Raw genomic sequence first — 16,398 nt, 5'->3', positions numbered from 1 at the left:
GCCGGGGGCGTCACCCGCTGGTCCCGGCCCGCGCCAGTGACCGGCGATCCCGGGCCGAGCCGCGCACCGCAGGCCACCGCCCGGCGCAGCCCTCGTCGAGCGGCCGACGTGGCGAGACGTCGAATTGGTCAGCTCCGGGTGGCCGACGCCTCCAGCGCGAGCCGGTGTTCCCCCGCGTACACGTTCATGGAGGGGCCGCGGAGGAAGCCGATGAGGGTGAGGCCGGTTTCGGCGGCGAGGTCGACGGCGAGGGAGGAGGGCGCGGAGACGGCGGCGAGGACGGGGATGCCGGCCATGACGGCTTTTTGGGCGAGTTCGAAGGAGGCGCGGCCGGAGACGAGGAGGATGGTGCGGTCCAGGGGGAGGTCGCCGTGTTGGAGGGCGCGGCCGATGAGTTTGTCGACGGCGTTGTGGCGGCCGACGTCTTCGCGTAGGTCGATGAGGTCGCCGGTGGGGGTGAAGAGGGCGGCGGCGTGGAGTGCGCCGGTGCGGTTGAAGACGTGTTGGGCTTCGCGGAGCCGGTCGGGGAGGGTGGTGAGGAGGTCGGGGTCGATGTGGAAGGGGGGTGTGTCGGTGAGGGGATGGTGGGTGGTGGTGCGGACGGCGTCGAGGCTGGCTTTGCCGCACAGGCCGCAGGACGAGGTGGTGTAGACGTTGCGTTGGAGGGTGATGTCGGGGAGGGGCAGGCCGGGGCGGGTGCTGACGTCGACGACGTTGTAGGTGTTGGTGCCGTCGGTGGTGGCGCCGGCGCAGTAGACGATGTTGTGGAGGTCGTCTCGGTGGGCGAGGACGCCTTCACTGACGAGGAAGCCGGTGGCGAGGGCGAAGTCGTCGCCGGGGGTGCGCATGGTGATGGCGAGGGGTTTGCCGTTGAGGCGGATCTCGAGTGGTTCCTCGGTGACGAGGGTGTCGGGGCGGGTGGAGATGGCCCCGTCGCGGATGCGGATCACCTTGCGTCGTTCCGTGACTCGTCCCATATGTCTCTCAGTCCCGGTTCTGTACGAGCTGGTAGCCGAAACGGCCCTTGCTGCAGAGGCTGCCGTGCGCCCCCGACCCGTCGGGCAGGGCGGTGACCTTCACGATCTCATTGTCCTGCACGTGGAGCGTGACCCCGCAGCCCGCTCCGCAGTGCGCGCACACGGTGCCGGTACGGGTCTGCGACCCCTCGTCCCAGGTACCCGCCGCCCGCATGTCGAACTCCGACCTGGACGACAGCGCCCCGGTCGGACACACGTCGACGCAGTCCCCGCAGTACACACAGGCCGACGCGGTCAGCGGCCCGTCGTGCTCCACGGCGATCCGGGCACCGAGGCCGCGGCCGGACACGGCGACGGCGAAGGTGCTCCGCCCCTCGTCACCGCAGACGTCCACGCACCGGCGGCACAGGACGCACTTGCCGCGGTCCCGCACGTACAGGTCGTTGTCGACCCTCGGCGGCTCCGCGGCCCGGGCCGCGTCCGGGCCGAAACGGTCCGGTGACGCGCCGTACTCCTCGATCCACTCGGCCGCTCCCGGGGTCGTCGACAGGTCGGCCGAGGAGGCGAGCAGTTCCAGCACGATTCTGCGGCTGTGCCGGACCCGCTCGCTGTCGGTCCTGACCTCCAGTCCGGACTCGGCCCGGTGGGAGCAGGCCGGGACCAGGGTCGCGGCCCCCTCCACCTCGACGACACAGAGCCGGCAGGTACCGCGCGGGGCGAGCGAGCCGCCCGCGCACAGCGCCGGGACGTCCTTCCCGGCCGCCCGGCAGACGTCGAGGACCGTCGAACCCTCCGGTGCCCGCACGGGCTCACCGTCGAGGGCGAACTCCACCGCGCGGCGCGGGATCCCCAGCGGTACGGCGGTCATCCGTACGCCCCCAGACGGTCGACGGCCGACTCCACGGCGTTCCACGCGCCCTGCCCGAGTCCGCACACCGAGGCGTCCCGCATCGCGCGGCCGACCTCCCGGAGCAGGGCGACGTCGTCCGCCGCGGCCGTGCCCGCGCGCTCGACGATCCGGCGCAGCGCCTCCTCCTGGCGCACGGTCCCGACCCGGCACGGCACGCACCCCCCGCACGACTCGTCCCGGAAGAACTCGGCGACGCGGAGGAGAAGACGGGGAAGGGGCACCGTGTCGTCGAAGGCCAGGACCACACCCGAGCCGGTCCCGCCCCCCGAGGGCAGGGGCACGTCCGGTTCGTCCGGCCGTACGAAACCACCGGTGACCCCGCCGAGCAGCACCGCGCGCAGGTTCTCCCGGACTCCGGCCTCCGACAGCAGCGCGCCCAGTGTCGTGCCGGACGGCGGTTCGTAGACCCCGGGCCGGTCAACGGATCCCGACACGCAGAACAGCTTCGGCCTGCCGCATTCCCCGGTGCCGGTGCCGGTGCCGGTGCCGGTCGCCGGGTGGGCCGGTGCGGTCGCGGACAGGACGGGGAGCACGCCGACCAGCGTTTCGACGTCGTGCACCAGGGTCGGCGCGCCGAACAGGCCATGGCCCACCGGGAGGGACGGCTGGAAACGCGGCTCGCCCCGGCGGCCCTCGACGGAGTGGAACAGTGCGCTCTCCTCGCCGCACAGGTGTGCGCCCGCACCGCGCCGGATCTCGATGTCGAAGGCGTAGCCCCGGCCCAGGACGTCGTCACCGAGCAGCCCGCGGGCCCGCGCCTGGTCGACGGCGTGCCGCATCCGGCCGGCCGCCCGCGGACTGTCGCCGCGCAGACACAGGTGACCGCGGTGGGCGCCGATCGCGAACCCGGCGATCGTCATCGCCTCGACCAGCGCGAAGGGATCGCCCTCCATGAGCACGCGGTCCCGGAAGGCGCCCGGTCCTGACTCGCCCGCGGCACAGACGAGGTGGTGCGGGCGGCCGGGCCGGGACGCCACTGCCTGCCAGTCACGGCCGGCGGGGAAGGCGGCGCCACCGCGCCCGACCGGGCCGGAGCCGACGACCTCGCGGACGACTCCGGCGGGACCGAGCGCGAAGGCCCGGCGCAGGGCGGTCCAGCCGCCGTGGGCGCGGTAGTCGTCCAGGGACGACGGATCCACGACGCCGACCCGGCTCAGCAGCACCAGTCCGCCCCGACCCGCCTGCGGCACGGCCGTCGCCGCCGGCGGTTCCTCGGGCGCCGAGCCCGGAGCGGTCGCGGCGCGGACGGCCCCTTCGACGGTCGCCGGTGCCGAGACCGCCGTACGCACCGGGTCGCCCGCCCTGGTCACGAGCGCGGCCGGGGCGCGTTCGCACAGACCGAGGCACGCGCTGCGCTCCACGTGGACGCCGTCGCCGAGCCGTTGCTCGACACCGGCGCACAGGGCGGCGGCCCCGGCGGTGGCGCAGGCGAGGTCCGTGCAGACGCGGAGCACGGTGGCGGGGCGGGACCGGACCGAGAACAGGGGGTAGGAGGTGACGACGCCGTACGCCTCCGCCGGCGGGACGGCCAGCCGGCGGCACAGGTAGGTGAGGGCGCCCTCGCTGATCCAGCCGACACGGTCGTTGACCGCGTGCAGGCCGGGCAGCAGCAGGTGCCGGCGGGCCACCGGGCGTGAGGCGCACCGCGGATCGGCCGCGGAACGCTCCGTGCCCTGCCCGTACGACTCCGAAGGGCCCAACAGGGCGTCCACGGCGTCCCGTTCGTCGTCCGTCGGCTCGCCGTCGCCGAAGTGCAGGTCCACCTGATCCCACCTCCTTCCGGACGGGCCGCTGGGTCAGCCGAAGACGATCGTCGTGATCGGCAGCTTCTCGATCCGGACCGCCGGCCGCCCGGCGTCCACCTCGTCGGGGAGACGCGGGTGCATGAAGGCGAGCCCGGGCCTGAGGGCGGTGTCGATCCGCACGGTCGCGACGACCGAGACACGCCGCGAGGACACCTGCACCCGTGCACCCGGCACGACGTCGAGGCGTTCGGCGTCCTCCGGGGACAGCTCGATGCCCCGTGGCCCCCGGCCCCCGTGCCGCCCGCTGCCCAGCCGGATCGGGTACCGCTCGTCGACGGGGTCGGCCGGGGGATCGTGCTGCACGATCCCGAACACCGCCCGTCCGCCGCGCCCGGCAGGGTCCTTCTCCCACAACCGGCCGTGCAGGAAGGCCGGTCGGGGGCGGCCGGTGTCCGGGCAGGGCCACTGGAGCCCGGCCTGCCCCGTCAGGCGCGCGTACGTCATCCCGGCGTGGTCCGGCGACAGCGACCCCACCTCGTTCCACACGGCCTCCACGTCGTCGTACCGCCACTCGTGACCGAGTCCCGCCGCCAGGTCGCGGAGGATGACGAAGTGCTCGCGCGCCTCACCCGGCGGCGTCAGGGCACGCCGTACCCGCCGAACCCGCCGCTCCCCGTCGGTGGCCGTGCCGTCGGTCTCGGCCCAGGCGGCGGTCGCGGGCAGGACGACGTCGGCCAACTCGGTGGTCCTGGTGAGGAACGCGTCCTGGACGACGAGGAAGTCGAGCGTGTCCGGACGCCGTACGGGCCGCCCGCCGTGTGCCTGCGCCTTGAGATCCTCCGCCCGCGACCGGGCCGGGTCCGTGCCGACACAGTGCAGCGCCGTGAGCGTGCCCTCCTCCGCCGCCGCGCACATCTCTGCCGCGGCCAGCCCGTAGTGCGGCTCGACGGCGACACCCCAGGCCGACTCGAACGTCCGGCGGGCCCGGGAGTCGAGAACGTCCCGGAACCCGGGCAGCCGGTGCGGGAGCACCCCCATGTCGACCGCGCCCTGCACGTTGTCCCGGCCGGACAGGGGCAGCAACCCGCAGCCGTACCGGCCCACTTGACCGGTCAGCAGGGACAGGTTGACGAGCGCGCGGACGGCCGCGGTGCCGTCGCGGTACCCGGTGACACCCGGGCCCCAGCAGAGCTGCACGCGCTCGGCGCGGGCGAGAGCGTGAGCCAACTCCCGGACGGCGCGGGCCGGTACGCCCGTCACCCGCTCGGCGAGGGACAGCGTCCAGGGCTCGACCAGCGCCCTGTAGTCCTCGAAGCCGGAGGTGGCCCGCTCGACGAACCGGCTGTTGCCCAGGCCCGTTCGGACGATCTCGCGGCCGATCGCGTGGGCCAGGGGGATGTCGGTGCCGATGTCGAGGCCGAGCCAGCTGTCCGCCCACGCGGCGGTCGCGGTGCGGCGCGGGTCGACGACGTACAGGCGGGCGCCGCCCCGGATGCCCTTCAGGACGTGCCGGAAGAACGCCGGGTGCGTCGAACGGGCGTCGGAGCCCCACACCACGATGACGTCGGTGTGCTCGATCTCCTCGTACGACGAGGTCGCGCTGCCCGGCCCGAAGGCCGCGGCGAGCCCCGCGACGCTCGGGGCGTGCCGGGCCCGCTCCGGCACGTCGATGTCGTGGGTGCCCATGACCGCCCGGGCGAACTTCTGCGCCAGGTAGAGCGCTTCGTTGGTCAGGCGGGTGGAGGAGAGCATGCCGTAGGCGCCGCGGTTGCGTTCCAGCCCCCGCGTCGCGTGGTCCAGTGCCCGTGCCCAACTCGCCTGCCGCAGCGGCTCGTCGCGGGAGTCCCGGATCATCGGGTGGGTGAGCCGGGGGCGGGTCGGCGGGTTCGTCATGGAGCCTCCCCGCTCGATGTCGACGAAATACTGTCTACAGTATGTTCGAGAGGCGGGCAAGAACGCGTCCTGGAAACGGGCCGGTTCGACCGTTCGTCGCGTCCGGGATACCGCTCATCGCATACGGTCGACGTGCTGCCTTTTCAACCAACCTGATTCTTCCTACCGTTCGGGATCATGAGTCCCCCTGTCGCACCCCCGGGCTGGAGCCGCTGGCTCGTCCCCCCGGCCGCTCTCTCGGTCCATCTCTCCATCGGGCAGGCGTACGCCTGGTCCGTGTTCAAGCCGCCGCTGGAGTCCGCGCTCGGACTCAGCGGCACCCAGAGCGCACTGCCCTTCCAGCTCGGCATCGTGATGCTCGGCCTGTCCGCCGCGTTCGGCGGCACGCTGGTGGAGCGCAACGGGCCGCGCTGGGCGATGACGGTGGCGCTCGTCTGCTTCTCGTCCGGCTTCCTGCTGTCCGCGCTGGGGGCGGCCACCGAGCAGTACTGGCTGATCGTCCTCGGCTACGGCTTCGTCGGCGGCATCGGTCTCGGCATCGGCTACATCTCACCGGTGTCCACCCTCATCAAGTGGTTCCCCGACCGGCCCGGCATGGCCACCGGCATCGCCATCATGGGCTTCGGCGGCGGCGCGCTCATCGCCTCGCCCTGGTCGGCGCAGATGCTGGAGTCCTTCGGCTCCGACAGTTCCGGGATCGCCCTCGCGTTCCTCGTGCACGGGCTGTCGTACGCCGTCTTCATGCTCCTCGGTGTCCTGCTGGTGCGGGTGCCGCGCAGCGAGAAGCCGGTCGAGAGCGCGCCCAGCGCCTTCGACGGCCCGCAGGTCTCGGCGCGCAACGCGGTGCGCACGCCCCAGTTCTGGTGCCTGTGGATCGTGCTCTGCATGAACGTCACCGCGGGCATCGGCATCCTGGAGAAGGCCGCCCCGATGATCACGGACTTCTTCAGGGACACCTCGACCCCGGTCTCGGTGTCGGCCGCGGCCGGCTTCGTCGCGCTGCTGTCGGCGGCCAACATGGCCGGGCGCATCGGCTGGTCCTCGACGTCCGACCTCATCGGACGCAAGAACATCTACCGCGTCTACCTGGGCGTGGGAGCGGTGATGTACGGCCTGATCGCCCTGTTCGGCGACTCCTCGAAGCCGCTGTTCATCCTGTGCGCGCTGGTGATCCTGTCCTTCTACGGAGGCGGTTTCGCTACGATCCCCGCCTACCTGAAGGACCTCTTCGGGACCTACCAGGTCGGCGCCATCCACGGCCGGCTGCTCACCGCCTGGTCCACGGCCGGAGTCCTCGGCCCGCTGATCGTGAACTGGATCGCCGACCGCCAGGAGGAGGCGGGCAAGAGCGGCTCCGCCCTCTACGGGACGTCGTTCGTGATCATGATCGGACTGCTCGTCGTCGGTTTCGCCGCCAACGAGCTGGTCCGCCCCGTCAGTGCCCGCCACCACATCCCCGCACCGAGGGAGGCCGCCGATGTCACAGCCCGACAGCAGTCAGAGTCCGCCTGACCGGCGCCCTCTCATCGCCCTGGCCTGGGTGTGGGTGGGCGCACCGCTCGCCTACGGGCTCTACGAGCTCGTGCAGAAGGCGACGCAGCTGTTCACCAAGTAACTGTTCGGCAGGTGTTCGGGCGTCCGAGAGGGTGAGGGAAGCCGACAACTCGGGCGCCCGTTTCCTGTGGCCTTACGTGCCCTCGTACCCGCGAGTCACTGATCAGACTGGTGGATCCCGCTACCCAAGGCAACGAGGGGGACCCTCCATGAACGGCTCGCGGATCGCCGCAGTCGGCCACTACCAGCCCGCGAAGGTGCTCACCAACGAGGACCTGGCGGGCCTGGTCGACACCAGCGACGAGTGGATCAGGTCCCGGGTCGGCATCCGGACCCGCCACATCGCCGGCCCCGACGAGCCGGTCGACGAGCTCGCCTCGCACGCCGCCGCCAAGGCGCTGGCCGCGGCCGGGCTTACCCCCGCCGACATCGACCTCGTCCTGGTCGCCACCTCGACCGCCGTCGACCGCTCCCCGAACATGGCCGCCCGGGTCGCCGCCCGGCTGGGCATCCCCTCGCCCGCCGCGATGGACGTCAACGTGGTGTGCGCCGGCTTCACGCACGCGCTGGCCACCGCCGACCACACCGTCCGGGCCGGGGCGGCGACCAGGGCGCTGGTGATCGGCGCCGACAAGATGTCCGCGGTCACCGACTGGACCGACCGCACCACCTGCGTGCTCGTCGGCGACGGAGCCGGCGCGGCGGTCGTCGAGGGGGCCGACGTGCCCGGCATCTCGCCCGTGCTGTGGGGATCGGTGCCGGAGATGGGGCACGCCGTGCGGATCGAGGGCGAGCCGGCACGGTTCGCGCAGGAGGGGCAGAGCGTCTACCGCTGGGCGACCACGAAGCTTCCGGCGCTGGCCCGGCAGGCCTGCGAACGCGCCGGGCTCACCCCGGCGGACCTCGCCGCGGTGGTGCTGCACCAGGCGAACCTGCGGATCATCGAGCCGCTCGCGGAGAAGATCGGCGCGGTCAACGCCGTAGTGGCCCGCGATGTCACGGAGTCCGGGAACACGTCGGCGGCCAGCATTCCGCTCGCGTTCTCCAAGCTGGTGGAACAGGGTGCGGTCTCGACCGGGGACGCGGTGCTGCTGTTCGGGTTCGGAGGGAACCTGTCGTACGCCGGTCAGGTCGTCCGCTGTCCATGAGGCGGCCCTGACGTGTGGCTTGCGCGTCGCCGACGCGTCGCCGACGTGTGCAGTGTGATGAGGTCGACGCCCGCTTTACCTGGCCCCTGTGCGCCGTAGACTGTAGACAAAAGGCGACGAGTGGGTGTCCGGGGGTGCCGCCGCCGAGGAGGGGACCGGGATGTTGTCGACAGGTCTGCCGCAGGGATCCGTACCGAAGCTGGAACGTCCTGGTCCGTTGCGTGACCGTGTGTACGGGGCGTTGCTGGAGTTGATCACGACGCGTGCGCTGCAGCCGGGGCAGCATTTGGTGGAGAGTGAGCTGGCGGGTCATCTGGGGGTGTCGCGGCAGCCGGTGCGTGAGGCGTTGCAGCGGTTGAACACCGAGGGGTGGGTGGATCTGCGTCCGGCGCAGGGTGCGTTCGTGCATGAGCCGACGGACGAGGAGGCGGACCAGCTGTTGACGGTGCGTACGTTGTTGGAGGCCGAGGCGGCGCGGCTCGCGGCTGCGAATGCGGGCAGTGCGGGCGTTGCCGCGTTGGAGGAGCTGTGTGCGCAGGGTGAGCGTGCGGTTGCCGCGGATGATGTGGATGGTGCGGTGGCTCTCAATGCCCGTCTGCATGCCAAGGTGATGGAGTTGGCGGGCAATGCGGTCCTTGCTGAGTTGGCGGCGCAGGTGGATCGTCGGGTGCGCTGGTATTACACGCCGATCGCCCGTCAGCGTGGCCGCCAGTCCTGGATCGAGCACCGTGAACTGATCGCCGCCATCGCCGACCGCGACCAGCGCCGGGCCACGGAACTGATGCGGGAGCACACCGAGCACACCCGGACGTCCTATCACGCGCGTCAGCGGGGGTAGGCGAGAGCGGGGGTAGGCGCGGCGGTACGGCGCGAGCCGCCCTTCGTCGTCGTGATCGACGGTCCCGGCCGCGAGCGGCCACCGAGCCGGGGCGGGAGCACGGTCACCTCACCGGAACGCCTCCAGGTGGTCCCGTGCCCACTCGGTGAACGTCCGTGGTGGGCGGCCCGTGATCTCCTCCACCGTGGGGCGCACCACCGACTCGTCCAGCGTGCCGTCCGCGAAGAAGCCGAAGAAGGCGTCCACGTACGGCTTCGGCACACCCGAGGCCTCCATCTCGGCGCGTGCCTCCTCGTGACCCAGGCCCACAGCGCGCAGGTCACGGCCCAGGACCTCGCCGAGGATCCGGACGCGGTCGGCGGGCAACAGCGCCTCGGGGCCGGTCACTTCGAGAACCCGCCCCGCCAACTCCTCGGACACCAGGGCCCGCAGGGCGACCTGCGCGATGTCGTACGGGTCGATGTCGGTGGTCCGCACATCCGGGAACGGCACCCGGACCGTGTCCCCCTTCCGAACCTGGTCCGCGAGCCGGAACGCGTTGGTCATGAAGCTCGTCGGGCGCACGAACGTCCAGTCGAGGCCCGACTCCCGCACCGCGTCCTCCGCGGCGAGCAGATAACCGGCGACCGCGTTGTCCCGGTCACCGGTGGCCGCAGACAGCCCGGACAGCAGCACCACGCGGCGCACACCGGCGGCCCGCGCGTCCTTCAGGATCTGCCCCTGCCCGCCGTAACCCGGCATCAGGAACAAGCCCTGCACGCCGTCCAGCGCGTCCCGCACGGTCCCGGGCCGGTTCAGATCGCCCGCGACGGCCGCCACCCCCGTCGGTAACCCCTCGCTCCGCCCGGCACGGCTCACCGCCCGCACCCGCTCGCCCGACGCGGCCAGCGCCCGCACGAGCTCGGCCCCCACGTTCCCCGTCGCACCCGTCACCAGAAACATGTGATCCCCTCCGTACGGCCATCCTGCGGGGAGGGGCGCCAGGACACCAGAGGGCGGCACGTCTTTGTCCTGTGAGTGGGAAAAGTGGACAGCAATCTGTGCACAGCTTCTTCCCAGGTTCGGCAGCCGCTGCTACGTTCCCCTCGAAAGCCCGGCAACTGGTGGCCGAATGAGGCGGGGAGGGGCTCGTGAGACGTATGACGGCACGACCCGCGAACGCGCATCAGGCCCGGCTGCTCAAGCTGTTGCGTGACGGAGGCCCCAACTCCCGTGCGCAGCTGGGCGATCAGGTCGACCTGTCACGGTCCAAGCTGGCCGTGGAGGTGGACCGGCTGCTGGAAACGGGCCTGATCGTGGCCGACGGACTCGCCGCCTCCCGCGGCGGGCGCCGCTCCCACAACATCCGGCTCGCCCCCAACCTGCGTTTCCTCGGCGTGGACATCGGCGCGACCTCGATCGACGTCGCCGTCACCAACGCCGAACTGGAGATCCTCGGACATCTCAACCAGCCCATGGACGTCCGCGAGGGCCCGGTCGCGGTCTTCGAGCAAGTCCTGGCGATGGCGGCGAAGTTGCGGGCCTCGGGGCTCGCGGAGGGTTTCGACGGCGCCGGCATCGGCGTCCCGGGGCCGGTCCGCTTCCCCGAGGGCGTACCGGTGGCTCCGCCGATCATGCCGGGCTGGGACGGCTTTCCGGTACGGGAGGCGCTCAGTCAGGAGCTGGGCTGCCCGGTCATGGTCGACAACGACGTGAACCTGATGGCGATGGGGGAGATGCACGCGGGCGTGGCACGTTCCGTGGGCGACTTCCTCTGCGTCAAGATCGGCACCGGCATCGGCTGCGGCATCGTCGCCGGCGGTGAGGTCCACCGCGGGGTGACGGGCAGCGCGGGCGACATCGGGCACATCCAGGCCGTGCCCGACGGCCGCCCGTGCGCCTGCGGCAACCGGGGCTGCCTGGAAGCCCACTTCAGCGGGGCGGCCCTCGCCCGGGACGCCGTCGAGGCGGTCGAGCAGGGGCGCTCCGAGGAACTCGCCTCGCGGCTGGAGACGAACGGGCAGCTGACGGCCGTCGACGTGGCCGCCGCGGCGGCCGCCGGTGACGCCGCCGCACTCGACCTCATCCGTGCGGGCGGCAACCGGACCGGCCAGGTCATCGCCGGACTGGTCTCCTTCTTCAACCCGGGCCTGGTGGTGATCGGCGGTGGGGTGACCGGTCTCGGCCACACCCTGCTCGCCGCGATCCGCACCCAGGTCTACCGCCAGTCGCTGCCCCTGGCGACCGGCAACCTTCCCATCGTCCTCGGGGAGCTGGGCCCCACCGCCGGAGTCATCGGCGCGGCCCGGCTCATCAGCGACCACCTGTTCTCACCCGCGTAGGCACCCGCCTTCCCACGGCCCACCCGCACAGCGCTCCGCTCCGCCCTGCCCTGAAACCGGCCGCACGCCCGCCAAGGGGACCTCATGGCACCAGAACCACCGCTGCTCAGCATGTCCGGCATCACCAAGTCGTTCCCCGGAGTCCGGGCCCTCGACGGCGTCGACCTCGACGTCCAGGCCGGCGAAGTGCACTGTCTGCTCGGCCAGAACGGTGCAGGCAAGTCCACACTGATCAAGGTGCTGGCCGGCGCCCACCAGCCCGACACCGGCCGGCTGCGCTGGCGCGGCGAGGAGGTCACCCTCCGCTCTCCGATCGCCGCCATGCGCCTCGGCATCGCCACCATCTACCAGGAACTCGACCTGGTGGAGCACCTGTCCGTGGCCGAGAACGTCCACCTCGGCCACGAACCCACCGCCGCGGGGTTCGTCGTACGGGGCAAGGCGGCCCGCCGGTCGACCGCCGCACTGCTGCGGCGGCTCGGGCACCCGGAGATCGATCCGGCGCGCCTGGTGGGGGAGTTGTCGGCGGCGCAGCAGCAGATCGTGTCCATGGCGCGGGCCCTCTCCCACGACGTACGGCTCATCGTGATGGACGAGCCGTCCGCTGCCCTCGACCCCGACGAGGTCGACAACCTCTTCCGGATCGTCGGCGACCTGACCGCCGAGGGCGTCGCCGTCGTCTACATCTCCCACCGTCTGGAGGAGATCCGGCGGATCGGCGACCGGGTCACGGTCCTCAAGGACGGCCGGGCCGTCGCCGTCGGACTGCCCGCCAAGTCGACGCCGACGCGCGAGGTCGTGGCGTTGATGACGGGCCGCAACGTCGAGTACGTCTTCCCGGAGCGGCCCCCCGCCGAAGCAAGGAGCGCGGGCAAGCCGCTGCTGGAGGTCCAAGGGCTCACCCGGCACGGTGAGTTCGAGCCCCTGGACCTGGTGGTCCACCCCGGGGAGATCGTCGGCCTCGCCGGACTCGTCGGCTCGGGACGCTCCGAGATCCTGGAGACGATCTACGGCGCCCGCAAGCCCGCCGCCGGACAAGTCCGCGTGGACGGACGGGCGTTGCGGCCCGGCAGTGTCCGTGCGGCCGTCCGCGCCGGCATCGGACTGGCCCCCGAGGAACGCAAGGCGCAGGCCCTGCTGATGCTGGAGTCGGTCACCCGCAATGTGTCCGTCTCCTCCATGTCCCGCTTCTCCCGGGCCGGCTGGCTCGACCGGGGCGCCGAACTCGCCGCCGCCCGGGCGGCCACCCGTGAACTGTCGCTGCGGCCCGACAACCCCTCCGTGCCCATCCGCACCCTGTCCGGCGGCAACCAGCAGAAGGCCGTCCTGGCCCGCTGGCTGCTGCGCGGCTGCCGGGTCCTGCTGCTCGACGAACCCACCCGGGGCGTCGACGTCGGCGCCCGCGCCGAGCTGTACGCGGTCGTCCGGCGCCTCGCCGACGAAGGACTGGCCGTGCTGCTGGTCTCCAGCGAGGTCCCCGAGGTGCTCGGCCTCGCCGACCGTGTCCTGGTGCTCCGCGAGGGCCGTGTCGTGCACCGGGCGCCCGCCCGCGAGCTCGACGAACACCGTGTACTCGACCTCGTCATGGAAGGAAGCCCGGCGTCATGACGCAGCATGTGTCCCCGCCCCGGGGAAGCGCCGACAAAGTGCCTTCGGTGAGCGAATCGTCCGCCTGGCGAGGGGTGTTCGCCCGCGCCGACGTCCGCACCCTCTCCCTCCTCGGCGTTCTCGCCGTCCTGGTCCTCATCGGCGGGATCACCAAGCCCGACGAGTTCCTCGACACCCGCAACCTCCAACTCGTCCTCACCCAGGCCTCGGTGATCGGTGTCGTCACCGTCGGCATGACCTTCGTCATCACCTCCGGCGGCATCGACCTGTCCGTCGGCGCGATCGTCGCCCTCGCCTCGGTGTGGGCCACCACCGTCGCCACCCAGGAGTACGGCTTCGCGGGCATCCTCTTCACCGCGGTGCTCGTCGGGGTCGGCTGCGGCCTGGTCAACGGGCTGCTCGTCGCGTACGGCGCCATGGTCCCCTTCATCGCCACCCTCGCCATGCTCGCCTCGGCCCGCGGACTCGCCCTCCAGATCACCGACGGCAGGACGCAGATCGTCACCGTGCCCTCCGTCCTCGACCTGGGGGAGCGCGACGCCTACGTCCTCGGCGTCCCGCCGCTCGTCATGGTCTTCGCGGTCGTGACGATCATCGGCTGGCTGGTGCTGAACCGCACCACCTTCGGCCGCCGAACCGTCGCCGTCGGCGGCAACGCCGAGGCCGCCCGGCTGGCCGGCATCGACGTCCGCCGCCAGCGCCTCTACCTGTACCTGCTGTCCGGGCTGTGCTGCGGCATCGCCGCCTTCCTGCTGATCATCCTGTCCGGCTCCGGCCAGAACACCAACGGCAACCTCTACGAGCTCGACGCCATCGCCGCCGCGATCATCGGCGGCACCCTGCTCAGCGGAGGCCGCGGCACCATCACCGGCTCCGTCCTGGGTGTCCTGATCTTCACCACGATCACCAACATCTTCGCCCTGAACAACCTGCAGAGCGACGTCCAGCAGATCGCCAAGGGCGCGATCATCGTCGCCGCCGTGCTGGTCCAGCGCCGTACCGCAAGCACGACCTGAGGAAAGGGTCCACGGATATGCCTGAGCTCACGAGCCGCAGAGGACTGCTCTTCGGAACCGCCGCCGTCGGCGCCGGTGCCCTCCTCGCAGGTTGCACCAGCAACGATCCCAAGGACGAGGAACCGGCCGCGAACGACCAGCCGGCCGCCGCCGACTCGCCCGGCAAGCCGGTCACCATCGGCTTCGCCGGACCGCAGGCCGACCACGGCTGGCTCAACGCCATCAACGACAACGCCAAGAACCGGGCCAAGAAGTACTCGGACGTCACCCTGGAGATCACCGAGGGCTCCAACGACACCGCCCAGCAGATCGGCCAGATCGAGACCCTCATCAACAAGAAGGTCGACGTGCTGGTCGTCCTGCCCGCGGACGGCAAGGCCCTCACCCAGGTCGGCCTCAAGGCGATGCGCGCCGGAATCCCGGTCGTCAACCTGGACCGCATCTTCAACACCCCGCAGGCGTACCGCTGCTGGATCGGCGGCGACAACTACGGCATGGGCCTCAACGCCGGGCACTACATCGGAGAGAAGCTCAAGGGGAAGTCGAACGCCAAGGTCATCGAACTGGCCGGACTCGACAACCTGGAACTCACCCAGCAGCGCACCAAGGGCTTCGACGACGCCCTGAAGAACTACCCCAACATCCGCAAGGTGGCCCGCCAGGCCGCCGAGTTCACGGTCGAGTCCGGGCAGGCCAAGATGGCCCAGCTCCTCCAGGCCCAGTCGGACTTCGACGCGCTGTGGAACCACGACGACGACCAGGGCGTAGGCGCGCTGCGCGCCATCGACCAGGCCGGCCGCGACGACTTCCTCATGGTCGGCGGCGCGGGCGCCCTGTCCGCGTTCCAGGCCATCAAGCAGGACAACGGAGTCCTCAAGGCGACCGTCCTCTACCCGCCCACCATGGCCGCCTCGGCCATCGACCTCGCCCGCGCCCTCGGCCAGTCCAAGGGCATCGGCGGCCTCTCCGAGTTCGAGATCCCGGCCTCGCTCACCCTCTACTCGGCCGTCGTCGACAAGACCAACGTCGACCAGTACATGTCCACCGGCTTCAAGTGAGGCGTACCGATCCGGGGCCTGCCTTACGGCCCCGTCCGGGGCCGCCCGCCCCATCGGCCGGCCCGCGGTCCGACCGGCGGGCCGGACCGACCGCGAGCGGCGGTGGGCCCCGGCCGGGCCGGTCCGAGGGGCGGGCCCCAGAAGCCCGGTTCGTCGACGGACCGGGCTGCACCCCCCACCGCGCCACGACGACGAGGAGGACATCGCGCATGGCACAGCCGCAGCAGTCAGAAGAGGCCGAGGCGCCGCCGCTCCGGATCGGCATGGTCGGATACGCCTTCATGGGCGCCGCCCACTCCCAGGGCTGGCGGACCGTCGGGCGCGTCTTCGACCTGCCCCGCCGCCCGGTGCTCGCCGCGATCTGTGGACGGGACGCGGACGCCGTGCGCCGGGCCGCCCACCGGCACGGCTGGGCGGCCGCCGAGACCGACTGGCGGGCCCTGGTCGAGCGGGACGACGTGGACCTCGTCGACATCTGCACACCGGGCGACAGCCACGCCGCGATCGCCCTGGCAGCGCTCGCCGCGGGCAAGCACGTGCTGTGCGAGAAGCCCCTCGCCAACACCGTCGAGGAGGCCCAGGCCATGAACCGGGCCGCGGAAGAGGCTTTCCAGCGGGGCCAGTTGTCGATGGTCGGCTTCAACTACCGCAGGGTGCCCGCCACCGCGCTGGCCCGCCGGATGGTGGCCGAGGGCCGGCTCGGCAGACTGCGGCACGTGCGGGTGACCTACCTCCAGGACTGGCTCGTGGATCCGCAGGCCCCGCTGACCTGGCGGCTGCGCCGGGAACAGGCCGGCTCCGGCTCCCTCGGCGACCTCGGGGCGCACATCATCGACCTCGCGCAGCACCTGGCGGGAGAACCGCTGTCCGGGGTGTCCGCCCTGACGGAGACCTTCGTACGGGAAAGGCCGCTGGCCGGGACCGCCGCCAAGGGCCTGTCCGCCGAGACCGCCGCCGGCACCGGCCAGGTCACCGTCGACGACGCGGCCCTGTTCACCGGCCGCTTCACCTCCGGCGCCCTCGCCTCCTTCGAGGCCACCCGGTACGCCACCGGCCGGAAGAACGCCCTGCGCATCGAACTCAACGGCGACCGCGGCTCGTTGGCCTTCGACCTGGAGCGCCTGAACGAACTCTTCTACCACGACGCCACGGAACCCGGAACGCACGCAGGCTTCCGCCGCATCCTGGTCACCGAGCCGGATCATCCCTACCTGGACGCCTGGTGGCCGCCGGGTCATGGTCTGGGCTACGAGCACACGTTTGTGCATCAGGCCCGTGATCTGGTCGAGGCGATCGCGTCGGGCACCGCTCCCAGGCCGTCGTTCGCCGA

General features: G+C 71.9%; 14 protein-coding genes. 9 read left to right on the top strand and 5 right to left on the bottom strand.

Annotated elements, in window-relative coordinates; genetic code table 11:
- Positions 1-128: 128 nt before the first annotated feature.
- Genes fdhD through ACIQJT_RS34410 form a run of 4 tightly spaced genes read right to left on the bottom strand, consistent with a single transcriptional unit; the run spans position 129 to position 5,525 of the window.
- Positions 129-977 carry a formate dehydrogenase accessory sulfurtransferase FdhD gene (gene fdhD / locus ACIQJT_RS34425; protein WP_365458764.1) on the bottom strand — a complete coding sequence of 283 codons (849 nt, stop codon included), beginning with the start codon at positions 975-977 and terminating at the stop codon, positions 129-131.
- 7 nt (positions 978-984) lie between these two features.
- Positions 985-1,845 (bottom strand): 2Fe-2S iron-sulfur cluster-binding protein, encoded by an 861-nt coding sequence (locus tag ACIQJT_RS34420; RefSeq protein WP_402649707.1) that lies wholly within the window; start codon positions 1,843-1,845, stop codon positions 985-987.
- A complete protein-coding gene (locus tag ACIQJT_RS34415; protein ID WP_402649706.1) occupies positions 1,842-3,650 on the bottom strand; it encodes an NADH-ubiquinone oxidoreductase-F iron-sulfur binding region domain-containing protein in 1,809 nt (602 codons plus the stop codon). Before ACIQJT_RS34415 ends, ACIQJT_RS34420 begins: the two co-directional genes overlap by 4 nt.
- A 33-nt stretch (positions 3,651-3,683) precedes the next feature.
- Entirely contained in the window at positions 3,684-5,525 is a 1,842-nt protein-coding gene (locus ACIQJT_RS34410; protein ID WP_402649705.1) for a molybdopterin oxidoreductase family protein, read from the bottom strand.
- A 177-nt stretch (positions 5,526-5,702) separates the two neighbouring features.
- Between ACIQJT_RS34410 and ACIQJT_RS34405 the strand changes: the two genes are divergently transcribed.
- From ACIQJT_RS34405 to ACIQJT_RS34390, 4 genes are all read left to right on the top strand, one after another.
- Positions 5,703-7,037, top strand: a complete 1,335-nt coding sequence (locus ACIQJT_RS34405) for an OFA family MFS transporter (protein ID WP_365458776.1) — start codon at positions 5,703-5,705, stop codon at positions 7,035-7,037.
- Complete coding sequence (locus ACIQJT_RS34400) at positions 7,003-7,140, top strand: hypothetical protein (protein ID WP_167364525.1); 138 nt, start codon at positions 7,003-7,005, stop codon at positions 7,138-7,140. Before ACIQJT_RS34405 ends, ACIQJT_RS34400 begins: the two co-directional genes overlap by 35 nt.
- A gap of 148 nt (positions 7,141-7,288) precedes the next feature.
- The gene (locus ACIQJT_RS34395) at positions 7,289-8,227 is read left to right on the top strand and encodes a beta-ketoacyl-ACP synthase III (RefSeq protein ID WP_053852366.1); all 939 of its coding nucleotides are present in this window, start codon (positions 7,289-7,291) and stop codon (positions 8,225-8,227) included.
- A 160-nt stretch (positions 8,228-8,387) separates the two neighbouring features.
- Positions 8,388-9,065, top strand: coding sequence for a GntR family transcriptional regulator (locus tag ACIQJT_RS34390; RefSeq protein ID WP_402649704.1), 678 nt, complete (start codon positions 8,388-8,390; stop codon positions 9,063-9,065).
- A gap of 108 nt (positions 9,066-9,173) precedes the next feature.
- On the opposite strand, the gene ACIQJT_RS34385 is transcribed toward ACIQJT_RS34390, so the two are convergent.
- On the bottom strand, positions 9,174-10,007 hold the full coding sequence (locus ACIQJT_RS34385; RefSeq protein WP_402649703.1) for an NAD(P)H-binding protein: 834 nt from the start codon (positions 10,005-10,007) through the stop codon (positions 9,174-9,176).
- A gap of 197 nt (positions 10,008-10,204) precedes the next feature.
- Here ACIQJT_RS34385 and ACIQJT_RS34380 point away from each other — a divergent pair, with 197 nt between their 5' ends.
- The 5 genes from ACIQJT_RS34380 to ACIQJT_RS34360 all read left to right on the top strand — a co-directional run.
- Positions 10,205-11,386 (top strand): ROK family transcriptional regulator, encoded by a 1,182-nt coding sequence (locus ACIQJT_RS34380; protein ID WP_053851279.1) that lies wholly within the window; start codon positions 10,205-10,207, stop codon positions 11,384-11,386.
- A gap of 84 nt (positions 11,387-11,470) precedes the next feature.
- Entirely contained in the window at positions 11,471-12,994 is a 1,524-nt protein-coding gene (locus tag ACIQJT_RS34375; RefSeq protein ID WP_365458786.1) for a sugar ABC transporter ATP-binding protein, read from the top strand.
- Entirely contained in the window at positions 12,991-14,010 is a 1,020-nt protein-coding gene (locus ACIQJT_RS34370) for an ABC transporter permease (RefSeq protein ID WP_053851281.1), read from the top strand. Before ACIQJT_RS34375 ends, ACIQJT_RS34370 begins: the two co-directional genes overlap by 4 nt.
- Positions 14,011-14,027: 17 nt before the next feature.
- Entirely contained in the window at positions 14,028-15,068 is a 1,041-nt protein-coding gene (locus ACIQJT_RS34365; protein ID WP_402649702.1) for a substrate-binding domain-containing protein, read from the top strand.
- 209 nt (positions 15,069-15,277) lie between these two features.
- Positions 15,278-16,398: Gfo/Idh/MocA family protein (locus ACIQJT_RS34360; RefSeq protein ID WP_402649701.1), on the top strand; the 1,121-nt coding region annotated here is incomplete at its 3' end.

This window comes from Streptomyces sp. NPDC091972 (assembly GCF_044756385.1).
In the GTDB taxonomy this organism is placed as follows: Bacteria; Actinomycetota; Actinomycetes; order Streptomycetales; family Streptomycetaceae; genus Streptomyces.
Note: the sequence above shows the minus strand (reverse complement) of the source record. Positions and strands in the feature narration are given on the sequence as shown.

Coding starts and splice junctions, on each gene's coding strand:
- fdhD (WP_365458764.1), bottom strand. CDS start 977: ATGGGACGAGTCACGGAACGACGCAAGGTGATCCGCATCCGCGACGGG.
- ACIQJT_RS34420 (WP_402649707.1), bottom strand. CDS start 1,845: ATGACCGCCGTACCGCTGGGGATCCCGCGCCGCGCGGTGGAGTTCGCC.
- ACIQJT_RS34410 (WP_402649705.1), bottom strand. CDS start 5,525: ATGACGAACCCGCCGACCCGCCCCCGGCTCACCCACCCGATGATCCGG.
- ACIQJT_RS34405 (WP_365458776.1), top strand. CDS start 5,703: ATGAGTCCCCCTGTCGCACCCCCGGGCTGGAGCCGCTGGCTCGTCCCC.
- ACIQJT_RS34400 (WP_167364525.1), top strand. CDS start 7,003: ATGTCACAGCCCGACAGCAGTCAGAGTCCGCCTGACCGGCGCCCTCTC.
- ACIQJT_RS34395 (WP_053852366.1), top strand. CDS start 7,289: ATGAACGGCTCGCGGATCGCCGCAGTCGGCCACTACCAGCCCGCGAAG.
- ACIQJT_RS34390 (WP_402649704.1), top strand. CDS start 8,388: ATGTTGTCGACAGGTCTGCCGCAGGGATCCGTACCGAAGCTGGAACGT.
- ACIQJT_RS34385 (WP_402649703.1), bottom strand. CDS start 10,007: ATGTTTCTGGTGACGGGTGCGACGGGGAACGTGGGGGCCGAGCTCGTG.
- ACIQJT_RS34380 (WP_053851279.1), top strand. CDS start 10,205: ATGACGGCACGACCCGCGAACGCGCATCAGGCCCGGCTGCTCAAGCTG.
- ACIQJT_RS34375 (WP_365458786.1), top strand. CDS start 11,471: ATGGCACCAGAACCACCGCTGCTCAGCATGTCCGGCATCACCAAGTCG.
- ACIQJT_RS34370 (WP_053851281.1), top strand. CDS start 12,991: ATGACGCAGCATGTGTCCCCGCCCCGGGGAAGCGCCGACAAAGTGCCT.
- ACIQJT_RS34365 (WP_402649702.1), top strand. CDS start 14,028: ATGCCTGAGCTCACGAGCCGCAGAGGACTGCTCTTCGGAACCGCCGCC.